We start from the raw sequence: 22,800 nt of genomic DNA, 5'->3' as shown, positions 1-22,800 counted from the left end.
GCAAACAAACAACAGTAAACCCGTTATTTTTTGCGCAGCTATCTTTATACTACTCAGGCATTTGTAAGGAACGATTCATGAAAGACAGAGCGGTAAATCCCCGGTGAAGTTCATAAAACGATTTCTCATATTCATACTTGTTTGCATAACTCTTGGAGTGGGCACGATTTTCGGTTTCTACCTGTACGTGAAACCTGAATTGCCTGATGTCGCCACCCTGAAAGATGTGCAACTCCAAACCCCGATGCAGGTATTCAGTGCCGACGGAAAGCTGATTTCCCAGTTTGGTGAAAAGCGCCGTATTCCGGTAACGCTTGATCAGATCCCCAAGGAGATGACCGAAGCGTTTATCGCCACTGAAGACAGTCGCTTTTACGAGCACCCTGGCATTGACCCTATTGGTATCGTCCGTGCCGCGTTTGTTGTTGCCGTATCCGGCCACGCCAAGCAAGGGGCAAGTACCATCACACAGCAGCTGGCCCGAAATTTCTTCCTCAGCAATGAGAAGAAAATCATGCGAAAAATCAAAGAGATTTTTATCGCAATCCACATCGAACAGCTACTCACCAAAGACGAGATACTCGAGCTATATCTCAACAAAATTTATCTGGGTTACCGGTCATACGGTGTAGGGGCAGCAGCACAGGTCTATTTTGGAAAAGATCTGGACCAGTTGACCCTGAGTGAAATTGCCGTGATTGCCGGCCTGCCCAAAGCGCCGTCAACCATGAACCCAATATACTCACTCAAGCGCTCTACTGAGCGTCGCAACGTGGTTCTGTTGCGCATGTTGGATGAGAAATACATTACCCAGGCCCAGTATGAGGAAGCCAAGAGCCAGCCGATCGTTGCCCGTTACCATGGTGCAGAAATCGAGCTCAATGCTCCTTACATCGCGGAAATGGCGCGCGCCTGGGCAGTTGAAAAGTTTGGTGACGGTGTATACGAATCCGGTATGCGCATCTACACCACCGTAGATTCCAAACTGCAGGAAGCGGCGCAGAAAGCAGCATTGGAAAACCTGCTTAACTACGACATGCGCCATGGTTACCGAGGCGCAGTATCCGTGCTGTGGAAGGGTAAAGAGAGCCCTTGGGACGCTGAAAAAATTGCCAAGCACCTGAACAACCAGCCAACCTACGGTGAACTGGTTCCGGCTGCTGTGACCAAGGTCGGCAAGCAAAGCGCCGAGATCCTTGTCAAAGGTGACGGGGCGGCAGCCATTGAATGGGACGGCATGAAGTGGGCCCGACGTTTTATCACTGACAAACGTCAGGGTCCTGCGCCAAAGTCTGCATCTGAAATCCTCGATGCCGGCCAGCAGATCTGGGTGCGCAAGGTGGAAGACAAATGGCAACTGAGCCAGGTGCCGGATGCCAACACCGCGCTGGTAGCCATGAACCCGGAAACCGGGGCAGTTGAAGCGCTGGTTGGTGGGTTTAACTTCATTCACAGCAAATTTAACCGGGCGACCCAGTCATTGCGGCAGGTAGGTTCCAGCATCAAACCGTTTATCTATTCGGCGGCACTTGACCAGGGCATGACACTGGCAACACTGGTAAACGATGCCCCGATTAACCGCTGGGACCAAAGCCAGGGCACGGCATGGCGTCCTAAGAACTCACCGCCGACATACAACGGTCCAACCCGCCTGCGTATCGGCCTGGCACAGTCCAAGAACGTAATGGCTGTACGTGTGATGCGCTCAGTCGGCCTTGATAAGACTATCGACTATCTCACCCGCTTCGGCTTCAAGCGTGAAGACCTGCCTCGAGCAGAAGCACTTGCGCTGGGAGCTGGCAGCCTGACACCAATCGAAATGGCACAGGGCTTTAGCGTGTTTGCCAACGGCGGTTTCTTCTTCAAGCCATACTACATCAGCAAGGCTGAAGACCCGTTTGGCAAGGTCGAGTACCAGCACAAGATGCAGCTTGCCTGCGATTCCAACTGCCCGGATATGCCGGCCGCTGACAGCAAAGCCGCCGAGTTCAACGAAGTGAACCTGCTGGACAAAGACGCCGAGCAACTGCCTGAACACGCACCACGTGTGATCACTGCCCAGAATGCATTCCTGGTCCGTGAGATGCTGGAAAGCAATATTTGGGGTGGTGGTTCCTGGCGTGACGGTACCGGCTGGAACGGCACCGGCTGGCGTGCGCAGAAGCTTGAGCGCCGGGACATTGGCGGCAAGACCGGTACGACCAACGATTCCAAGGACACTTGGTACAACGGCTTCGGCCCGGGTATCGTCACCACGGTTTGGGTAGGCTTTGACAACCACAACCGGGAACTGGGACGTACCTCGACCAATAAAAACCTGGGTAAAGAGCAGATTTCCGGCGCTGAATCCGGAGCCAAGACCGCAGAACCTGCCTGGATTGACTTTATGAAAGTCGCATTGGATGGCAAGCCGGTTGAAGCGAAAAAACTGCCGCCTGATATCGTCAAGGTGCGCATTGACCGTGATACCGGCCTGCTGACCCGCAAGACTGACGGCTCATCTATGTTTGAGTACTTTGTTGACGGTACCGAACCGACTGAATACGCCCAGCCTGCAGCCAGTGAAGGTAACATCTATGAAACCGGTGACGGCGAAGGCCTGTTCTAACCAAATCGGTTGATTGCAGAATGACAAAGGGCACCTTGAACGGTGCCCTTTTCTTTTTTCTCAATGCAGACAGGTGTTGTCAGTCCACTTTGGGGAACAGCTCAGTCATCCGTTTATGAATAATATCAGCGACCTTTTCATAACGCTGGCGAAGCGGCGAACCCGGACGGTAATCGAGGGTAATCTCACGCATTGGCACAGGGTTGTTCAGATCAACGTAAACCACACCATCACGCTCACGCTCTTTCGGGCAGGCCAGTTTTGGCAGCACAGTCATGCCGCTGCCTGCTGCCACCATATGCCGCAGGGCTTCCAGGCTGGTTGCCTTGAAACGCTTGTCTTCATCCGCACCGGCTGCAAAACAGTAGCCCATCGCCTGGTCACGCAGGCAGTGGCCGTCTTCCAGCATCAGCAGGGTTTCACCGCGAAGGGATTCTAAGGAAACATCGGTGATGTCAGCCCACTGGTGTTCCTTGCTGAGCGCCAGCACCATTGGCTCATAGTAGAGCGGGATTTCCTTCAGGTGTTCGGTCTCTTTCACCGATGCCAGGATAATACAGTCGAGCTTGCCCTCTTCCAGTTGCTGGACCAGTTGATGGGTCTGGGCTTCGTGCAGGAAAAGCTCCAGCTTGGGAAAAGCATCGCGCAGGGCCGGAATAATGTAAGGCAACAGGTATGGGCCCACGGTAGGGATAAAGCCAATATGTACCGGCCCGGCCATGGAGTCACCCTGCTGGCTGGCCATTTCGGTCAGCACCTTGACCTCCATCAGTACCCGTTGGGCCTGGGCGACCAACTGCATCCCCGCATCCGTAAACAATACCCGGCGGCTGGTGCGCTCCAACAGGGTTACCCCAAGTTCTTCTTCCAATTTGCGGATCTGGCCACTTAATGTCGGCTGACTGACATGGCACGCTTCGGCGGCACGGCGGAAATGGCGGTGCTCAGCCAGCGCAACCAGATACTCAAGATCTCTAATATTCATTGTTTTAACGATCCCGGATTGAAGTTGACCTAACCTTATCGGGGAAGCCGCCCCTCGGCAACCCTGACGCTGACAAGATAAAGACAAGTCCTTATGAATTATGAGGTTAATTAAGGTGCTTTCTGATATAAAACTATACACCCAAACATAGTACTTAAAGCATGAACGCCTGCCTCAATTGGCAAAACCTATCAAAACAATCAATAAGGACGATTGGAGCTATCAAGTGCACCGGCACATAATAGCTACATCAACACGGAGCAAGGCGTAAAAAACTCCGTGTAAAACACAACGAATCAAATGTTTAAGGAGCGACACCATGTTTGCATCTAAAGAAGGCCAGAACGTACCACAGGTTACTTTCCACACTCGTAAAGGCGACCAGTGGGTTGACGTAACCACCAAAGAGCTGTTCGAAAACAAAACCGTTATCGTATTCAGCCTGCCAGGTGCGTTTACACCGACTTGTTCATCTTCACACCTGCCTCGCTACAACGAGCTGTTCCCTGTATTCCAGCAGAATGGCGTTGACAGCATCCTGTGTGTCTCTGTAAACGATACCTTCGTAATGAACGCATGGAAGGACGACCAGGAAGCCGAAAACATCACCTTCATCCCAGATGGCAACGGTGAGTTCACCGAGCAGATGGGCATGCTGGTAGACAAAGAAGACCTGGGCTTCGGCAAACGTTCATGGCGCTACAGCATGCTGGTTAAGAACGGTGTTGTTGAAAAGATGTTTGTTGAACCAAACGAGCCAGGCGACCCGTTCAAAGTATCTGACGCCGACACCATGCTGGCTTATGTAGCACCAGAACAGAAGCTGCAGGAATCTATCACTGTATTCACCAAGCCTGGCTGCCCATTCTGTGCCAAAGCGAAGCAACTGCTGATCGACAAAGGCCTGCAGTACGAAGAAGTCATTCTGGGTAAGGATGCAACTACCGTGAGCCTGCGTGCCATCACCGGCCGCGCAACTGTTCCTCAGGTATTTATCGGTGGCCGTCACATCGGTGGCAGCGAAGACCTGGAAGCCTACTTCGCTTAATCAGCGAAAGTAAAAAAAGGCGGCCAACAAGCCGCCTTTTTTAATACCAAAACAATAAAGCAACAGACGTGAATTCGCCGGAGAAGAGTATGAAAACCCTGAATGTTGATGTCGCAGTCATTGGTGGTGGTACAGCAGGCCTTGGTGCCTACCGTGCAGCCAAAGAGCACACAGACAGTGTCGTAATGATTGAAGGCGGCCCTTACGGAACAACCTGTGCCCGTGTTGGTTGTATGCCTTCCAAGCTGCTGATTGCAGCGGCGGAAGCTGTACATCACATTGAGAAAGCCCCTGGCTTTGGTGTTCACCCGATGGGCGAGACCAAAATCAACGGCCGGGAAGTGATGGACCGCGTTAAGCGCGAACGTGACCGCTTTGTGGGTTTCGTACTGGAAGGCGTGGACAGCATTCCTGCTGAAGACAAAATTCGCGGCTTTGCACGCTTTATTGATGACAACACTCTGGTGGTGGATGAGCACACTACCATCAATGCCAAGCGCATTGTTATCGCAACCGGCTCCCGCCCAAGCTGGCCAGCCGTCTGGAACGAGCTTGGTGACCGCCTGATCATCAATGATGACGTTTTTGAGTGGGATGACCTGCCAGAATCTGTTGCGGTATTTGGCCCGGGTGTTATTGGCCTGGAGCTAGGCCAGTCACTGCACCGCCTTGGTGTAAATGTACTGATGTTCGGTATGGGAGGCCAGGTTGGCCCGCTCACCGACCCGGAAGTGATGGCTTACGCAGACAAAACATTCAGCGAAGAATTCTATCTCGATGCCGACGCCAAGGTTGAAATGATGCAGCGTGAAGGCGACAAGGTCTTTATCCGCTATCAGGACAAATCCGGTGAGATGCAGGAAACCCTGGTTGATTACGTACTGGCAGCCACCGGCCGACGCCCTAACGTTGACAACATCGGCATCGAAAACACCACTCTGGCCCTGGATGCCCGTGGCGTCCCTGTGGCAGACAAGTTCACCATGCAAACCAGTGTGGAATCTGTCTTCATAGCCGGTGATGCAAGCAACCAGATCCCACTGCTGCACGAAGCGGCTGACCAGGCACGTATTGCCGGAGACAATGCCGGACGCTTCCCTGAAATCCGCGCCGGCCTGCGCCGCAGCAAGATCTCAGCGGTATTCAGTGACCCGCAAATCGGAATGGTGGGTGAAAGTTACCGTGAAATCAGCCAGCGCCTTGGCACCTGCGGCTGTTTTGAAACCGGTGAAGTGTCATTCGAAAACCAAGGCCGTTCACGCGTTATGTTGCGTAACAAAGGCATGCTGCGCGTTTACGGCGAGCAGGGAACCGGACGCTTCCTGGGTGCAGAAATGATTGGCCCGGATGCAGAACACATTGCACATCTGCTGGCCTGGGCACACCAGAACCAAATGACCGTATCCCAGATGCTGGACATGCCGTTCTACCACCCGGTTGTGGAAGAAGGTCTGCGCACAGCTCTGCGTGACCTGAATGCCAAACTGAAACTGGGTCCTGAAATGATTAAACATTGCCTGGACTGTGGCCCAGGTTGCTAACAGCGTTCGTCAAGAACACCGGGCCGGTTAACGCCGGTCCACAAACTATCCTGCGAAACACGAATATTTTAAAGAACTGACCACGACAGGTTCTTTACCTTTGCCCCCACCCTCTGGGGGCTTTTTTTGTACAGCCCCTTTTCTTTATGTCTGAGCAGGCATAATCTGTGTATGGTTTTCCGGTCTATTATCAAGCAGATCATATATTTGGTCTGGATAAACATCGTAAGAAAGAGGCCTTCCATGCGCTGCCGATTTTGCTCCAAAGACAATCCTTTTGCCCAGAAGCTGGGCCGATGCAAACGCTGTATGGCGCAGCTTACTGTCCTTAACCTCATCCTGTGGCCACTCTGGCTTGTTGGGTTTGAAGACGCCACTTCTGTCTGGGCTATTACCGTGCTGTTTTTCGCCGGGGCCTGTGCCGTACTTCTCTCAGCACATGTTATTGCTTTGCTGGTAAGGGAAGACAAAGCAGAAGGGAAGATCTGAAAGAACAAAGGCGCCGGTTTCAGGCGCCTTTGTTGTTCACAATCCGGCTCAGTTACTTCGCAAGTCCTGTTGCTTCATTGATAACGTGGTAAATGTAGTTCTGCTCAACAACACCCTGGAACAGCCATGCCTGCGGTCCGCGGGCCATGATAGCGACATCTTCACCAGAGTGCGTTTCCGAGCCCAGGCGCACAACCGCTTGCTGCAGGTAATCAACATCCAGCACTTCTTTCTCGCCCGGATTGGCTCGCGCACCGTCTGCTGCACCCGGACCATTTCCGTAAACCAGAGTGGTGTAATTCTTGCCGTCCTTATCCTGGTTAAACTTGCCCTTTTGCTTTGACAGGCCAAGGATAGGGTTACCGCGCTCGGCATAGCCATTCATCACCAGGGTGTGTGCATGGTCAGCCGTAACGATAATCAAGGTGTCTTCCGGGTTGGTTTTTTCCAGCGCAACCTTGATAGCATCGTCATAAGCCAGGGTATCTTCCAGCGCACGGGCGGCGTTACCGGCATGGTGGGCATGGTCAATACGGCCTGCTTCAACCATCATCACGTAACCGTCTTTATCCTTGCTCAGGATATCAATCGCCTTTGAAGTCATCTCAGCCAGTGACGGCTCATTGTTGTCTTTCTGACGGTCGGCTTCATACTGCATGTGCGAGTTTTCGAACAGGCCAAATACGCGCTCGGTTTTCTCAGCATCAATAGCATCAAAACCTTTACGGTCATATATGAACTCGCCTTTCGGGTAACGGGTTTCCCACTCCGCAATCAGGTTGCGGCCATCCTTGCGTTTACCTGTCTTGCCTTCGGTTTCCGGGTCTGCCATGTCCGCCGGAATAAACTCGCGACGTCCGCCACCAAATGCCACCTGGAAACCTTCACCGGCATCGAATTCAACAAACTGGGTGGCAATATCTACACACCCCTGGTTCTTAGCAATGTTTGGCAGTTTACTGTCGTTTTCCCAGTTACGATCAGCAGAGTGCGCGTAGGCCGTCGCCGGAGTTGCATGGGTCAGGCGCGCAGTAGCAATCACCCCCAACGCTTTGCCCTGCTCACCGGCCAATTCAAAAATAGTTTTGGTTTCATTGCCTTTGGCTGTATTGCAAAAACCGCGCTGAACCTTGTCACTGACAGAAATCACACCGGCCTTGGTTTTCACGCCGCTGACCATTGCGGTTGCCGTACCCGCAGAATCCGGGGTTTGCATATCGGTATTGTAGGTTTTTGCCAGTGCGACATTTGGCAGGCCTTCCATAGACAGGCTGTTCTCTTCACCACTGTGGCCTTGCTTCTGGCCAGCGTAGATGCGGGCGGCGGTAATGGTGCCTACACTCATGCCATCACCAACAAACAGGATGACATTTTTTGCTTTGCCGGTAATCGGCTTGTTTGCCATGGCTTTTTCGATGGCGCTTTGGGCGTCTGTATACCAGGCATCATTTTTCTGGGGGACAGCAGCCCCAACTGACTGGGCAGCAATTGCGGCGGATACCACACTGATGAGGAAGGCTGTTTTCATTTGCGAACTCCATGCAAAGTTGATTAACCCGGCAATAGTCTGGAGTTGGTATGACAGCCAGCTTACAAACCGTACAATATAACAACTTAATTTTATGAAGTTTTTTTGTAAGCAGCACTTTTCACTGTCGAACAGGCAAAAGAAACCCGGCACGAAGGCCGGGCAAACAGGCTTTGAAGCAAAACGTTAATCGGTCGAGTTAGCCTCAGGCTACGTTGGCCCTGGCTATCAGCAGGTCTCGGTCGAAAGTGTACTCAAGTGCCACTTCATCGCAGGCATGCAGGCGCGGACAACGCTCGCAGTCCTTCATTACCTTCTCTGGCAGCAATGACTTTGACGTCGGCATAAAGCCCTGTCTCATGAAGAACTCAGGTACACGGGTCAATACAAACACTTTCTTAATCGCCATGTTCCCGGCTTTTTTCAGCAGGTCATGAACGATGGCCTTGCCATGGCCCTGCCCCTGCCAGCCGGCCTCCACACCCAAAGAACGGATTTCAGCCAGCCCGCTGTCATATACATAGAGGGATGCACACCCGGTAACCTGGCCGTGGTGCTCGGCAACCGCAAAGGAACCAATGTCCCTTACCAACTCGTTGCGCTCCCGCGGGAGGTTCTCTCCCAGACCAGCCCAGTACACCACCATGCCTTCGATGGCATCAAGGTCAGTCAGGCGAGCTGAGCGTACGCGCACTGCAGGGGAATAACGTTTATCCAGGCGTTTTTTAGCCTCAGACACTGCATGTTCCACCTGGTGTGGCGCAACGCCACCCAGGGCTGAACGTTTAGCCAAGCAGGACTCAATGGTCAGGATAGGGTAAACGTCTTCGCCGATAACCGGGGAGAAACGTTGCAGATCATCGAGAGACATCTCTTCCAGTGCGCAGCCTTTCTCAATGGCCGTAACTACGGCCTCACCCACAATATGGTGTGCCTCACGGAATGGGATCCCCTTGGCAACCAGGTAGTCAGCAAGTTCTGTTGCATTGGAGTAACCCTGCATGGCCGCTTCCAGGGTACGGGCTTTGTTTACTTTGATACCGTCAAAACAGAGCGCAGCCATTTCCATGCAGTCATGCCAGGTATCCAGGGCATCGAACAACCCTTCCTTGTCTTCCTGCATATCCTTGTTGTAGGCCAACGGCAAAGCTTTGACGGTCATCATCATACCCGCCAGCGAGCCATAAACCCGGCCTGTTTTACCGCGGATAAGCTCAAGGGCATCCGGGTTTTTCTTTTGTGGCATCAACGACGAACCGGATGTCACCTTGTCAGAAAGCTCCATAAAACCGGACTCACCGGAGTTATAGAAGATCATGTCCTCAGCAAGGCGCGACAGGTGTAGCATGGAGATCGATGCGATCGACATCAGCTCCATCACATGGTCACGGTCAGAAACCGAATCCAGACTGTTACGGGTAGCGCGGCGGAAACCGAGGTTGTGTGCAAGGGCTTCCCGATCCATGGGATACGCAGTCCCCGCCAGTGCTCCGGAGCCCAGCGGACAGGTGTCCAGGCGGTGGATGGCATCTGACAGGCGTGAATAGTCACGCTCGAACATTTCTACATATGCCAGGCACCAGTGGGCAAATGTCACCGGCTGGGCACGTTGCAAGTGGGTGTATCCCGGCAGGACAGTGTCCTGGTGATCAGCCGCTACCGCCACCATCTGGTTCAGGAGCTGGTCAAGGGTCAGGAGAAGTTGCTGGCCCTGCTGGCGGCACCACAGTTTGAGGTCAGTTGCCACCTGGTCGTTACGGGAACGGCCGGTATGCAATTTCTTACCCAGGTCACCGACCCGGGCAATCAGTTGTTGTTCCACCCAACTGTGGATGTCTTCAGCATCGGAGCGGAGGATTTGTTCCGGGTCTTCCATCACCGCAAGTTTGAGCTCATTGAGCGCCAACTCCAGGCGTTGCTGCTCATCTTCGGTCAGCACATCGACCGAGCGCAGCGCCTTTGACCAGGCAATAGACCCAACAATATCCTGTTCTGCCAGGCGGTAGTCAAAACGCAGTGAGTCGTTGAACTGCTTGAACCTTACGTCTGCTGCCTGACTGAACCGTCCGCCCCATAGTGCCATGTTACTTCTCCTTGTTTTCCGACAAGCTCACTGAATCCATTTAGTTTTTCTTTTGGCTGTTCAGCGCACGGATACGGCTTGCCAGTGAGTACAGGCGGATAAAGCCACCCGCATGGCTGTGGTCGTAAACCTCATCTTCACCGAAGGTCGCAAACTCTTCCGAGTACAGGCTGTTAGCAGAACGCTTCTGGACTGCTGTAGCCTGGCCTTTATAAAGCTTGATAACCACTTCACCGCTGACCATATCTGCCAGGGTACCGGCAGCTGCCAGTACAGACTGGCACAGCGGGGTAAACCAGCGGCCGTCATAGATAAGGTGAGATGCTTTCAGTGCCAGCTCCTCACGGAACAGGAAGGAGTCTTTGTCCAGCACCAGCTGCTCAACCGCGCGCAGAGCTTCCATCATAATGGTGCCTCCCGGGGTTTCATAGCAGCCGCGTGATTTAATGCCAACCAGGCGGTTTTCCACGATGTCGATTCGGCCAACGCCGTGCTTGGCACCCAGTTGGTTGAGGTAAGCCAGGGCCTGGTATGGGGAAAGGCTTTCACCGTTGACTTCGACGACTTCACCCTGCTCTACTTTAAGGCTCACATATTCGGCTTCATCAGGTGCCTGCTCAGGATCGACGGTCCACACCCAGCACAGTTCATTTGGCTGGTTCCAGGTATCTTCCAGTACGCCACCTTCGGTAGAAATGTGCCATGCGTTTGCATCACGCGAGTAAATCTTTTCAAGTGACGCGGTGGTCGGGATATTACGCTCAGCCAGGTAGTCGAGCAGGGCTTCACGGCTTCTCAGATCCCACTCACGCCATGGGGCAATAACGGAGAGGTGCGGAGCCAGCGCCGCATAGGTGCTTTCAAAACGAACCTGGTCGTTCCCCTTGCCGGTGCAGCCGTGGCAGACTGCATCCGCGCCTTCCGCCAGTGCAGCTTCAACCTGCGCCTTGGCAATAATCGGGCGGGCCATTGAGGTTCCCAGCAGGTACTTGCCTTCGTAAACCGCACCGGTTTTCAGGCTTGGGTAGATGTAGTCGGCAACCATCTCTTCCTTGAGGTCAGCCACGATACATTTGATTGCACCGGAGGCAATGGCTTTTTCCTCAATGCCAACCAGCTCTTCCTCGCCCTGGCCGACATCGGCCACGAACGCGATCACTTCACAGTCGTAGTTTTCCTTGAGCCAAGGAATGATTGCCGACGTATCCAGACCGCCTGAGTACGCCAATACGACTTTGCTTATTTTGCTCATTTTGCTTCTCCTTCCATGTCCGCTCAGACGGTCGTCCCTGGCGGCAAGATAACGAACTGATAAAACCTGTTTGAAAAAAAAATTTGCTGGTACCGGTTGTTACAGAGAGAACCGGGTCCCAATGCTGTGGCCGTCAAAAAGATCAGCCAATTTGTCCGGGTAACGCCAGGTAGCAACTTCAATCGGGCGGCCAAGTGCTTTTGCAGCTTCAAAGGCAGCCTCGACTTTCACCACCATTCCGTCAGTGATCACACCTTTTTCAATCAGTGTGTTAGCTTCCTGTTCGGTCAGGCTTGGCAGCAATTTACCTTTGCCATCCAGTACACCGCTGACATCAGAAAGCAGAACCAACTCTGCATCCAACGCGGCGGCGACGGCAACGGCCGCCTGGTCAGCGTTGACGTTCATCAGGTTGCCTTCTGCGTCAATGCCGATGGAGCTGACTACAGGCAAGGTGCCAGCAGCCAACAACGCCTGCAGAACAGAAGAGTCACCCGGTGTTGCCTTACCCACAGCGCCAAGTTCCGGATCCAACTGGGTAATTTTGCAAAGGTTTCCGTCAGCAAGGGACAGGCCGACAGAGCTGATCCCGTTTTTGACCGCTTCTGCCATCAAAAGCTTGTTGGCAGTACCCGCCAGCGCACCAGTGATGTAGTTAATGTGATCGAACGGGGTGACGCGCAGGCCATTTTTCTTGACGGTCGGCAGGTCGAGGCCTTTCATCAGGTCATCAACCAGGTAGCCGCCACCGTGCACTATCACCAGGGGACGCTTGGCATTTTCACGATAGTCACTGATCGCAGTAAACAGCTTGTGCAGCGTTTCACCACATGACAGCACGGCACCGCCGAGCTTGATAACCAAAGGAACCTGACTCATGGATGCTCTCCTTAAACCAGCGCCGTGTCAGGCGCGAATCCGAAACGAATATTGAGGCATTGCATTGCCTGCCCGGAAGCCCCCTTGAGCAGGTTATCGATAGCGGAAACCAAAATGACGTGTTGGCCTTTCACATGCCAGCCAATGTCGCAAAAGCATGTGTTCTGGACTGACTGGAGCTTGGCAGAAACACCATTCCCAAGGGTTCTGACCATTGGGGTATCGGCATAGGCATTTTCCATCGCTTCCGTGACATCAGCTTCCGTGACGCCATCTGCCAGCTTGGCGGTAATAGTCGCCAGGATGCCGCGCTTAAAGTTTCCGAGGTGGGGTGTGAAGATAACGTCACAGCCAAGGTGTGCTGCAATTTCTGGCTGGTGCCTGTGGTTAAAAACACCGTAAGGGTGAAGGCTCACTTCACAGAAGCTGTTGGTCATGCTGGCTTTGCGCCCTGCACCGGATACACCGGATGTGGCATTGATGACAGGCCACTGGGCTAAATCAAGAAGCCCTTTCTGTGCCAGTGGCTTGAGTGCCAACTGGGAAGCGGTCGGGTAGCAACCGGGGACGGCAATCAGGTCTGCCTGGGCTATTTGCTCGGCATTCCATTCAGCAAGGCCGTACACAGCCTTGTCGAGAATCGCCTTGTGCTGATGGGCAAAGCCGTAGTAGTCGGTATAGAAACTGTCACCCTGGACACGGTAAGCACCGGACAGGTCGAAGACCTTGCAACCCTCACTAAGGAAAACCGGTGCCAGGTCATGGCTCACTTCGTGGGCTGTTGCCAAGAAAACCACGTCTGCATCTTTCGCTACTTCGGCTGGGTTTTCCATCGCCGTCACCGGCATATCCACCACGCCTTTCAGCTGGCCATGCAAATCACTGATCAACTTACCCGCATCCGCACTGTTGGCCGAGACATACAGCCCATCAAGGGACAAGTGGGGATGGTCATGAATCAACTTCGCCAATTCTGCACCGGTGTACCCGGTTGCGCCGACAATCACTGTCTTTAACATCATGTTACGAAATCCTGTTCAAATCTTTATATCGGGAGGAAGTGAATAGGCAGTCAATGCCACACTTTTCCGGACAAGCCGGTTTGCAAACTCAGGCGAGGCGTCGTCGGTAGGTGAAAATGCGTGCTGTAAAGCAAAAATCCATGATGGTGATATCCCTGTCACACGTAAAAACATTTTTATTCACGCATTGTGAATATAAATGTAGTTTTACTGGTTATTGAACTGTGTGTCAACCGTTAATCATTTAAATAGTCAACGCAATGCGTTTTCCCAGTGTTAACATCATTAACCTGGTATCTATACATTGCTGCATTCACCGGTTGCAAATCGGTGCATTTGCAATCATTTGTTGTAAAATTACATAACAAATGACAAATACTGACCAAAATCATAAAGAGCGCCGATTCGGCAAATTTAGACAAAAGGCCTATTGATTTTCTTACGCCGGCAGGGATAGATTGCTGTATGGACGTCTTTGTTGCTGACAGCGACAACCATAATGGACGTAACAAATTTACGAGATGGAAACCTATGGACGAAAAGTATTCTGCACTTCGAAGCAACGTTAAACATCTGGGCCGCCTATTGGGTAATACCATCCGCAGTGCGCACGGTGACGCATTGCTGGAAAAAGTAGAAGAGATTCGCCAGCTCTCAAAATCTGCCCGCGGCGGAAATGAAGAAGACCGCGCCAAGCTGGTCGAAGTACTGCGTCACCTTCCGGATGATCAACTGCTCCCGGTAGCCCGAGCATTCAGTCAGTTCCTTAACCTGACCAACATTGCCGACCAGTACCATACAATTTCCCGCCATTGCGAAGAGCTGGTATGCAGCCCAGATGCCATTGATCAGGTTCTGGCACGGCTAAAAGGGGCTAATATCAGCCAGGCTGATATTGAAAAATCCCTCAATGACCTCAAAATCGAGCTGGTACTGACCGCTCACCCAACAGAGATCGCACGCCGCACCACTATCAACAACCTGGTCCAGATCAACGGTTGCCTGTCCAGCCTTGAACTCAATGACCTGTCACACAAAGAGCGCAAGCGCACTGAAACCCGTCTTGAGCAACTCATTGCCCAAAGCTGGTATTCTGACGACATTCGCCAGAAGCGTCCTACCCCGTTGGATGAAGCAAAATGGGGTTATGCTGTTATTGAAAACTCCCTGTGGGAAGCCGTGCCAGCCTTCCTGCGTGAGCTGGATGAAAAGCTCAACAACCATCTGGGTAAATCCCTGCCGGTAGAGGCAGCCCCTATCCAGATTTCATCCTGGATGGGTGGCGACCGTGACGGCAACCCGTTCGTCACGTCGGAGATCACCCGTGAGGTACTGCTGCTGTCCCGCTGGAAAGCCGCAGATCTCTACCTCAATGATGTACAGGCACTGATCAACAACCTGTCGATGGTTTATGCCAACGACACCGTACGCGATATGGCCGGTGAAGCCCACGAACCTTACCGCGCTATCCTTAAGGTTCTGCGCACCACCCTGCAAAACACCCTGACTTACCTGGATGCCAAGCTGAAAAACAAGCCACTGCCATCAGGTGAGATCCTGCGCAGTATCGACCAGCTTTGGGTCCCCCTGCACGCCTGTTATGAGTCCCTGCATGAATGTGGCATGGGCATCATTGCTGACGGCCACCTGCTGGATGTGCTGCGCCGCGTACAATGTTTCGGCGTCAACCTTATCCGTCTGGATATCCGCCAGGAGAGTACCCGTCACTCCGACGTGGTAGCCGAAATCACCCGTTGCCTCGGCATGGGCGATTACAGCCAGTGGAGTGAACAGGACAAGGTTGCCTTCCTGGTGCGCGAACTGAATTCACAGCGCCCTCTGCTGCCTCGCAACTGGGAACCAAGCCCGGAAGCCAAGGAAGTCATGGACACCTGCCGGGTTATCGCCGCACAGCCGCGTGAAGCTTTTGGTGCCTATGTCATCTCTATGGCGCGCACCGCATCTGACGTACTGGCAGTTCACCTCCTGCTGCAAGAGGCCGGCTGCAAATTCCGGATGGACGTGTGCCCGCTGTTCGAAACCCTGGATGACCTGAACAACGCTGAGGCGGTTATTACCCAATTGCTGGGTATCGACTGGTACCGCGGCTTTATCCAGAATTTCCAGATGGTAATGATTGGATACTCAGACTCAGCCAAAGATGCCGGTTCAATGTCTGCTGGCTGGGCCCAATACAAGGCGATGGAGTCACTGGTCCGTGTCTGCGACGAAGCCAACGTAGACCTGGTCCTGTTCCACGGCCGAGGAGGAACCATTGGCCGTGGCGGTGCACCTGCCCATGCTGCACTGCTGTCCCAGCCACCGAAGAGCCTGAAGGGCGGCCTTCGTGTCACTGAGCAAGGTGAGATGATCCGCTTTAAGCTGGGCCTGCCGGAAGTGGCGATTAACAGCTTTGCCCTGTACACCAGCGCAATTCTGGAAGCCAACCTGCTGCCGCCACCGGAGCCAAAGCAAGAATGGCGCGACCTGATGGAAACCCTGAGCGAAGTATCCTGCGAGGCCTACCGTGGTGTAGTTCGCGGCCATAAGGACTTCGTCCCTTACTTCCGATCAGCAACCCCTGAACTGGAACTCGGCCAGCTTCCCCTGGGCTCTCGCCCATCCAAGCGTAACCCTAACGGTGGTGTTGAAAGCCTGCGCGCAATCCCTTGGATTTTCGCCTGGAGCCAGAACCGTTTGCTGCTTCCTGCATGGCTTGGGGCGGGTGAAGCCATTCGCTTCTCTATTGAGCACGGGCACCTGCCTCTTCTGGAAGAGATGTGCCGCGAATGGCCGTTCTTCTCTACCCGCCTGGGTATGCTGGAGATGGTTTACACCAAAACCAACGTTGGAATTTCCCGTTATTACGACCAGCGTCTGGTGGACAAGTCACTCTGGCCGTTGGGTGAAGAGTTGCGTAAGCGCCTGGCTGAAGACATCAAAGCTGTGCTGGCAGTGGAAAACAATGACCACCTGATGCAGCAAAACCCATGGGGCGCAGAAAGTATTCGCTTACGTAACATCTACGTAGAGCCACTCAACATGCTCCAGGCTGAGTTGCTGTACCGGACCCGGAAACAACATGAAGACAGTCCGGAAATGAGTGAAGCACTTATGGTAACAATTGCAGGTATTGCTGCCGGAATGCGTAACACAGGTTAAAAATCTGTCTCATTTGTAAGAAACCAGAGGTCGATGTTGATTGACCTCTGGTTTTTTTTTACCCAGTTATTGTCTAGGTATTGATAAATTCATTAGTATGAGAGTGGTATAACACAATAAAGATTGATAATAGGAATGACTGTTTAGAATTTTCTTCAGTCAGTGACTAGGGAAAGTTATACGCCATAAGAAGCGACGAAAGTCGACGCAGTAGTAACTTGGCGTCAGGAAAAAACAATCAGGCCAAAGAGCCAATTCATCCTGCCGGGTTGCTTGTTTTTTTAATATAAGTAAAGCGGATAGAAGAGATGTCACTACCACATATCATACTCACAGTGCTGAGTACACGCGATGTTACCGGCTATGATATTACCAAGGAGTTTTCGAACAGTATTGGTTACTTCTGGAAGGCCAGCCACCAGCAGGTCTACCGGGAGCTGAACAAGCTGCTTGAACAAGGTGCTGTTGAATGCCACATCGTACCCCAACAAGGTAAACCGGACCGTAAGGTTTACAGTATCACCGACCGCGGACATGAATTACTGAACGATTGGTTTAAACAGTCGCTGTCTCAACCTGTATTCCGGGATGAGTTCTCAGCTAAACTGGTCGCATGCAGTGTCTGTAAGTCAGATGCAATGGTTTCCCACCTCGAAAGCCTTATTGCTGAGAGCCGTAATGCGCTGTCGCAGTATGAAGAGATTGAGCTTCGCCTTTATGCGAACCCGGCTCAGCTCGATACCCGTTCCCGTCTTGAACGACTCACCCTTCGTCGCGGTATCTACCAACAACAAGCTTGGTTGAACTGGGCTGAAGAAGCGCTGGGAGAATTGAACAGCATTAATGCTGAACGCTTTCTGAGCGAAGCAGTTTAACAAGGACGGTTAAACGCTAACGATAAAGGCCGCTTTTCGCGGCCTTTCGTCATATTGGCAGGATGAAAACCGGCTCGTTACTCCGGACGGACACCCAGCGTGTGGCACAGCGCATAGGTATGCTCTGCACGGTTAAGTGTGTAGAAGTGAAAATCAGTCACACCTTCACGGCTCAGAACCCGCGCCATATCGATTGCGATACTGGCACCAACCATCTGGCGGGTAACCGGATCGTTATCCAGCCCTTCAAACTGCTTGTGCATCCACCCCGGAATTTTCACATTGGTCATCTTGGCAAATTTCACAGCCTGCTTGAAATTGGAAACCGGCAGGATCCCCGGCACAATTTCCACATCAATCCCCGCAGCCACACAGCGGTCCCGGAATCTCAGGTAGCTTTCCACATCAAAGAAGAACTGGGTAATCGCCCGGCTGGCACCGGCCTCCACCTTGGCTTTAAGGTTCAGGAGGTCAGCCTGGGCGCTTTTGGCCTCCGGGTGAACTTCCGGGTAAGCCGCCACAGAGATATCGAAATCAGCTTCATCTTTCAACAGGCGGACCAGGTCAACCGCATACATATCAGGCTTGCGTGACGGATCCGGCAGGTCGCCGCGCAGGGCAACAATGTGGCGGATACCACTTCCCCAGTAATCCCGGGCAATACCTCTCAACTCTTCTTCCGTCGCATCCACACAGGTCAGGTGCGGGGCAGCTTCAATACCGGTTTGCTCTTTAATGTTTTTGACGATGACATGGGTACGGTCCCGCTCACCAGAGTTGGCACCATAGGTTACTGAAACAAATTTGGGTTTCAGGGTCTTGAGGCGGTGTACCGAGTTCCACAGTGTCTGTTCCATTTCTTCGGTACGGGGAGGGAAAAACTCAAAGGAGACATTAATGCGGTCATCGAGATCCGCTACACTTCGGTTCAGAGCGTCAAGTTGGCTGGCGTATGAATATCCCATGGTGTCCCTACCTCACATCCTTTTGCGGTAAAAGCCGCACTCATCAAAGAAAGGCTACTCAGGCCTTAATAATATTGTTCGTCCGCTTTATACGTTTAGACGTCCATATGTCTAAAGAATGAATTGTATCCAAATTAATGTCAACAGAGTGTTTATGAATTTTATTCAAGTTGATATTGAGTTGGCTTCATGATGGAAACTGTCGTGATACAGAAAGCGGTGCCTGTGCACCGCTTGATTCTATAAGGGAATGTTACCGGGCACCCCGGTTTATAGAAGGGTTGCGATACGGTTCAAATCGGAAAGCAATGCGCCTGCCGTTACGTCCCGGCCGGCTCCCGGCCCCTGGATAACCAGCGGGTTTTCCCGGTACCAACGGCTTTCAACAGCGAACACGGTGTCACAGGGCAGCAGGTTGGCAAAGGGGTGGCTGTCCGGCAGTGCCTCCATACCTACCCGGGCCACACCTTCTTTCGTCAGGCGTGCTACATAACGGAGCACTTTTTGCTCCTTATGTGCGTCTTCTACCCTTTCGCGCAAGATATCATCAAGCTGATGGCATTGGTCAAAGAACTGCTCAACATTCAGGTCGGCAAGTGCTTCCGGTACAAGGGATTCCACTTTTACCCTGTCAGGGTCAACCTCCAGCCCAGATTCACGAGCCAGGATAACCAGCTTCCTCGCTACATCACGGCCATTGAGATCCTCTCGAGGATCCGGCTCTGTCAGGCCCTGCTGCCAGGCCTGCTCCAGCAACTGGCTGAACGGGAAACTGCCGTCATACTGCTGGAACAGCCAGGAAAGCGTGCCGGAGAAAATTCCGGATATCGCCATAATCTGGTCCCCGCTTTCCCGAAGGTCACGGACAGTGTGGTTAATCGGAAGCCCCGCACCTACCGTGGCATTGTAAAGCCAGTGGCGTCCGGTTTTGGCAAAGGCATCCTTAACCAGGTTGTAAGCTTTCTCAGGTGCAGAACCAGCCACCTTGTTGGCAGAGATAAGGTGGAAACCCATTTCGGCCAGATCCGGGTACATCCCCGCCAACTCTCTGCTTGCGGTCACATCCAGCACCACAAGGTCGTCGTAGTCATGTTCACTGAGCATCCGGAAAAGCTCGATACCGGACAGGGGGGTAGCCGTATCATCAAACGCTGCATCCACCTCTGCAGGGTTGATGCCTTTAAGGTCAACCCAGGCGCGCTGGCTGTCAGCGACACACAGCAGAGAGAAACTCATGCCATGGCGCTTTTCCAGCGCATCTTTTTGTTCAGCAAACAGCGAGAGCCAGCGGCTCCCGATACTGCCCTTTCCCATCAGTGCCACACCTATACGGCGCTGGGCCTGGAAAAGCGCGCAGTGGATAGCAGCCACCAGTGGGCCGGTTTCAATGCGGCGTACCACGGCAACCAGGCTGAGGCCATTGGCAGATTCAGCGATAAATTCCACCGGCTGGCCACGCAACTGTTGGTGGAAACCGTGGCTGTGCACCGGGTTGTTGCTGACCCCGGCACCGACCACGGCAATCATGACGAAGTCTTCACGCAGGCGGATTTCCGCTGCGACTCCCGCATCCTGGAGGCGTTCCAGTACGCTGTTTACCACTTCAGCGGTGTAAGCGAGATGCACACAGTTCGGGTCTTTCTCTACCGTCATGGCAAGTGGCTGCAATTGCAGCCGCGTCAGCAGGCGTTCGATATCCGTACGGGCAGTTTCAAAGTCGTGCCCGCGTGGCAGTTCGAGTTCAATCAGGCAAATTTCTTCATGGGATGTGACAATCTTGGCACCTCGTCCTGAAGCCAGCACCCGCTCAATACGGGTTGAGCCTGAGTCCGGCTGGTAGCTGCTGCGAAGCGCCAGGTCGATAACACTGTGCGCCACCGGCTGCAGGGTTCGGCTGTGCAAAACCGGGGCAGCCAGGCGGGCAAGCTCTGCCGCTTCATCGAGGCGGAGCAATGGCAGCAGGCAGGCATCTTCCACTTTGCGCGGGTCGGCACTGTATACACCGGCCACATCACTCCAGATAGTTACTCTGGCAACATCAGCCAATGCGCCAATTACCGTTGCAGAATAGTCTGACCCATTCCGGCCCAGCAGCACGGTTTCACCGTCCACGTTCTGCGCCATAAAACCGGTAATCACTACCCGGTTCTTGCCATGCTGGGCAAGCTGGGTCTGCAAAAGAGGCCAGGAGCGGGAACGGTCGACTTCCGGCTGGGCGGCACGCTCGGCCCGCAGGAAGGTACGGGAGTCGAGGTTGCTCGCCGGCATATCCAGCTCTGTCAGCAAGGCCGCCAGTAAACGGGCTGACCACTGCTCTCCGTGACCGAGGATATAGGCTCGGGTCGCTTCGTCTATCGGTTTGTCACCAATTTCAGCCAATGCAGCGAATTCGGAAAACAGGATATCCACCAGCTGGCCGCGGGATTCATCACCGAGCAGGCTTTCTATCAGTTCCTGCTGGTACTGGCGCAATGACATAAGGGCGTCGTGGGCCAGACGTCCGTCCCGGTCCAGTAGCTCGATCCATTCGATAAGGCGGTTGGTAGTCTTGCCGGCGGCGGAGACCACAATAAGATCCTGCGCTCCCGAGTATTCCCGGAGGATCTCGGTAACGCGGCGGTAGCAATCCGGGTCAGCCAGGCTGCTGCCGCCAAATTTGTGTAGCTGGCGGCGGTCTGCCGGCTCAGGAGACACAAGCTGGACGGTGGACATTTACTTCGTCTCTCTTACTTTATCAAAGGCTTGTTTCAAGTCGGCCACCAGGTCGGCCGCATCTTCCAACCCTACGGACAACCGCAGGAGTGTCGGAGCCAGGCCCGCTTCCGCCTGGGCTTCATCCGACATTGCCCTGTGGGTCATGGAACCGGGATGGGCTACCAGGCTTTCCACACCGCCGAGGGACTCGGCAAGGGCAAACAGCTCCAGAGACTGGAGGAAGCATTTCAGTTCAGCTTCATCACCGTTAAGCTCAAAGCTGACCATTCCGCCAAATCCGGCCTGTTGCCGCTTGGCAATCTCATGACCGGGATGACTTGGCAGACTTGGATGGTAAATAGTACCAACAAGTTCTTCATCTTGCAGGTAAGCAAGTACCGCAGCAGCATTTTCTTCGTGCTGGCGCATACGCACACCAAGGGTCCTAATACCGCGAAGCACCATATAGCTGTCAAACGCACCGCCGGTTGCGCCAATACAGTTCCCCCACCATGCCAGTTCTTCCGCTTTTTCAGCATCCGCCGCCACAATAACACCGCCGACCACATCCGAGTGCCCGTTGATGAATTTGGTGGTGGAGTGAACAACGAAGTCTGCGCCCAGGGAGATGGGCTGCTGCAAAACCGGGGAGAGGAAGGTGTTGTCGACAGCCACCAGCGCACCCACTGCGTGGGCTTTTTTACTGAGCTCAACAACATCAACGACACGCAGAAGCGGGTTGGACGGCGTCTCAATCAAAAGCAGCTTTGGCTTTTTCGCCAATGCCTCATCTAGTGCATCCGGATTGGTCTGGTCGATAAAACTAACCTTGAATGCACCTTTTTTTGCCCGGGAATCCAGCAGACGGTAGGTTCCGCCATAGCAGTCATGGGGAGCGACTATCAGGTCATCTGAAGAAAAAAGGGAAACCAAAAGGTTGATGGCAGACATGCCACAACTGGTAACGACTGCACCGGCCCCGCCTTCCAGATCCGCCAGAGCCCTTTCAAGATGGCTGCGGGTCGGGTTGCCACCGCGGGCATAGTCATACTGGGGAACCTCACCAAACTCCGGGAACCGGTAATTGGTCGAGAGGTAAATAGGGGGAACCACAGCATGATACTGGGAGTCCGAGGAGATACCCTGGCGGACAGCAATGGTCGCGGGCTTTTTGTCACTCATAGTTATTCCTTCCTTGATTGGGTGACAGGGTGCGAGATCCAACCTTACCCGCTCAACACAAAGACGTCAACACATCCAGACGTCTATATGTCTTTGCATGTGGCAGTCGATAACGCTAGAATGCTGTTTTTGGTTTCCAATTCCCCCACACTGCAGAAGGTGAATCATGGCAGAATGGAATGGCGAATATATTAGCCCGTATGCCGAGCACGGTAAAAAGAAAGAGCAGGTCAAGAAAATTACCGTCTCCATTCCACTTAAAGTGCTGAAGATTTTGACCGACGAACGCACTCGCCGTCAGGTAAACAATCTCCGTCACGCAACCAACAGCGAACTGCTGTGCGAAGCCTTCCTGCATGCGTATACCGGCCAACCGCTGCCAACGGATGAAGACATCCGCAAGGACCATCCGGATGATATCCCGGACGAGGCCAAGCGCATCATGGAATCACTGGGCATCGAATACGAAGATTTCGACAGCTGAGCC

General features: G+C 53.3%; 16 protein-coding genes. 7 read left to right on the top strand and 9 right to left on the bottom strand.

Annotation, left to right across the window (positions count from 1 at the left end; all coding sequences use genetic code 11):
- Positions 1-103: 103 nt before the first annotated feature.
- Positions 104-2,608 (top strand): penicillin-binding protein 1A, encoded by a 2,505-nt coding sequence (locus NF212_RS01035; RefSeq protein ID WP_434358066.1) that lies wholly within the window; start codon positions 104-106, stop codon positions 2,606-2,608.
- A gap of 79 nt (positions 2,609-2,687) precedes the next feature.
- Here the strand turns inward: NF212_RS01035 and oxyR are convergent, their stop codons facing one another.
- Complete coding sequence (gene oxyR / locus NF212_RS01030) at positions 2,688-3,593, bottom strand: DNA-binding transcriptional regulator OxyR (protein WP_434358064.1); 906 nt, start codon at positions 3,591-3,593, stop codon at positions 2,688-2,690.
- Between the two features lie 319 nt (positions 3,594-3,912).
- Here oxyR and NF212_RS01025 point away from each other — a divergent pair, with 319 nt between their 5' ends.
- The 3 genes from NF212_RS01025 (at position 3,913) to NF212_RS01015 (ending at position 6,671) form a co-directional block, all read left to right on the top strand.
- Positions 3,913-4,641: a glutathione peroxidase gene (locus tag NF212_RS01025; RefSeq protein WP_054673614.1), complete on the top strand. Its 729-nt coding sequence runs from the start codon at positions 3,913-3,915 to the stop codon at positions 4,639-4,641.
- 89 nt (positions 4,642-4,730) lie between these two features.
- Positions 4,731-6,182, top strand: coding sequence for a dihydrolipoyl dehydrogenase (locus NF212_RS01020; protein WP_434358062.1), 1,452 nt, complete (start codon positions 4,731-4,733; stop codon positions 6,180-6,182).
- A gap of 243 nt (positions 6,183-6,425) precedes the next feature.
- Complete coding sequence (locus tag NF212_RS01015; protein ID WP_434358060.1) at positions 6,426-6,671, top strand: DUF3624 domain-containing protein; 246 nt, start codon at positions 6,426-6,428, stop codon at positions 6,669-6,671.
- 52 nt (positions 6,672-6,723) lie between these two features.
- Here the strand turns inward: NF212_RS01015 and NF212_RS01010 are convergent, their stop codons facing one another.
- The 5 genes from NF212_RS01010 to argC form a co-directional block, all read right to left on the bottom strand.
- On the bottom strand, positions 6,724-8,199 hold the full coding sequence (locus tag NF212_RS01010) for an alkaline phosphatase (RefSeq protein WP_434358058.1): 1,476 nt from the start codon (positions 8,197-8,199) through the stop codon (positions 6,724-6,726).
- A gap of 205 nt (positions 8,200-8,404) precedes the next feature.
- Entirely contained in the window at positions 8,405-10,282 is a 1,878-nt protein-coding gene (argH, locus tag NF212_RS01005; protein WP_434358056.1) for an argininosuccinate lyase, read from the bottom strand.
- 40 nt (positions 10,283-10,322) lie between these two features.
- A complete protein-coding gene (locus tag NF212_RS01000) occupies positions 10,323-11,534 on the bottom strand; it encodes an argininosuccinate synthase (protein ID WP_434358054.1) in 1,212 nt (403 codons plus the stop codon).
- A gap of 99 nt (positions 11,535-11,633) precedes the next feature.
- Positions 11,634-12,413: an acetylglutamate kinase gene (gene argB / locus NF212_RS00995; RefSeq protein ID WP_434358052.1), complete on the bottom strand. Its 780-nt coding sequence runs from the start codon at positions 12,411-12,413 to the stop codon at positions 11,634-11,636.
- An 11-nt stretch (positions 12,414-12,424) separates the two neighbouring features.
- Positions 12,425-13,432: an N-acetyl-gamma-glutamyl-phosphate reductase gene (argC, locus tag NF212_RS00990; protein WP_434360801.1), complete on the bottom strand. Its 1,008-nt coding sequence runs from the start codon at positions 13,430-13,432 to the stop codon at positions 12,425-12,427.
- 534 nt (positions 13,433-13,966) lie between these two features.
- Between argC and ppc the strand changes: the two genes are divergently transcribed.
- Positions 13,967-16,597 carry a phosphoenolpyruvate carboxylase gene (gene ppc, locus NF212_RS00985; RefSeq protein ID WP_434360800.1) on the top strand — a complete coding sequence of 877 codons (2,631 nt, stop codon included), beginning with the start codon at positions 13,967-13,969 and terminating at the stop codon, positions 16,595-16,597.
- A 308-nt stretch (positions 16,598-16,905) separates the two neighbouring features.
- Positions 16,906-17,472, top strand: coding sequence for a PadR family transcriptional regulator (locus NF212_RS00980; protein ID WP_434358050.1), 567 nt, complete (start codon positions 16,906-16,908; stop codon positions 17,470-17,472).
- 77 nt (positions 17,473-17,549) lie between these two features.
- Here the strand turns inward: NF212_RS00980 and metF are convergent, their stop codons facing one another.
- From metF to NF212_RS00965, 3 genes are all read right to left on the bottom strand, one after another.
- Positions 17,550-18,437 carry a methylenetetrahydrofolate reductase gene (metF, locus tag NF212_RS00975; RefSeq protein WP_434358048.1) on the bottom strand — a complete coding sequence of 296 codons (888 nt, stop codon included), beginning with the start codon at positions 18,435-18,437 and terminating at the stop codon, positions 17,550-17,552.
- Positions 18,438-18,707: 270 nt separating this feature from the next.
- Complete coding sequence (locus NF212_RS00970; RefSeq protein ID WP_434358046.1) at positions 18,708-21,149, bottom strand: bifunctional aspartate kinase/homoserine dehydrogenase II; 2,442 nt, start codon at positions 21,147-21,149, stop codon at positions 18,708-18,710.
- On the bottom strand, positions 21,150-22,313 hold the full coding sequence (locus NF212_RS00965) for an O-succinylhomoserine (thiol)-lyase (RefSeq protein WP_434358044.1): 1,164 nt from the start codon (positions 22,311-22,313) through the stop codon (positions 21,150-21,152).
- 166 nt (positions 22,314-22,479) lie between these two features.
- Between NF212_RS00965 and metJ the strand changes: the two genes are divergently transcribed.
- Positions 22,480-22,797 carry a met regulon transcriptional regulator MetJ gene (gene metJ / locus NF212_RS00960; protein ID WP_434358042.1) on the top strand — a complete coding sequence of 106 codons (318 nt, stop codon included), beginning with the start codon at positions 22,480-22,482 and terminating at the stop codon, positions 22,795-22,797.
- The last annotated feature ends 3 nt before the right edge of the window (positions 22,798-22,800 follow it).

This window comes from Parasalinivibrio latis (assembly GCF_036825535.1).
GTDB classification, from domain to species: Bacteria; Pseudomonadota; Gammaproteobacteria; order Enterobacterales; family Vibrionaceae; genus Parasalinivibrio; species Parasalinivibrio latis.
The sequence above is the reverse complement of the archived record's forward strand: the minus strand, read 5'-3'. Positions and strand labels throughout refer to the sequence as shown.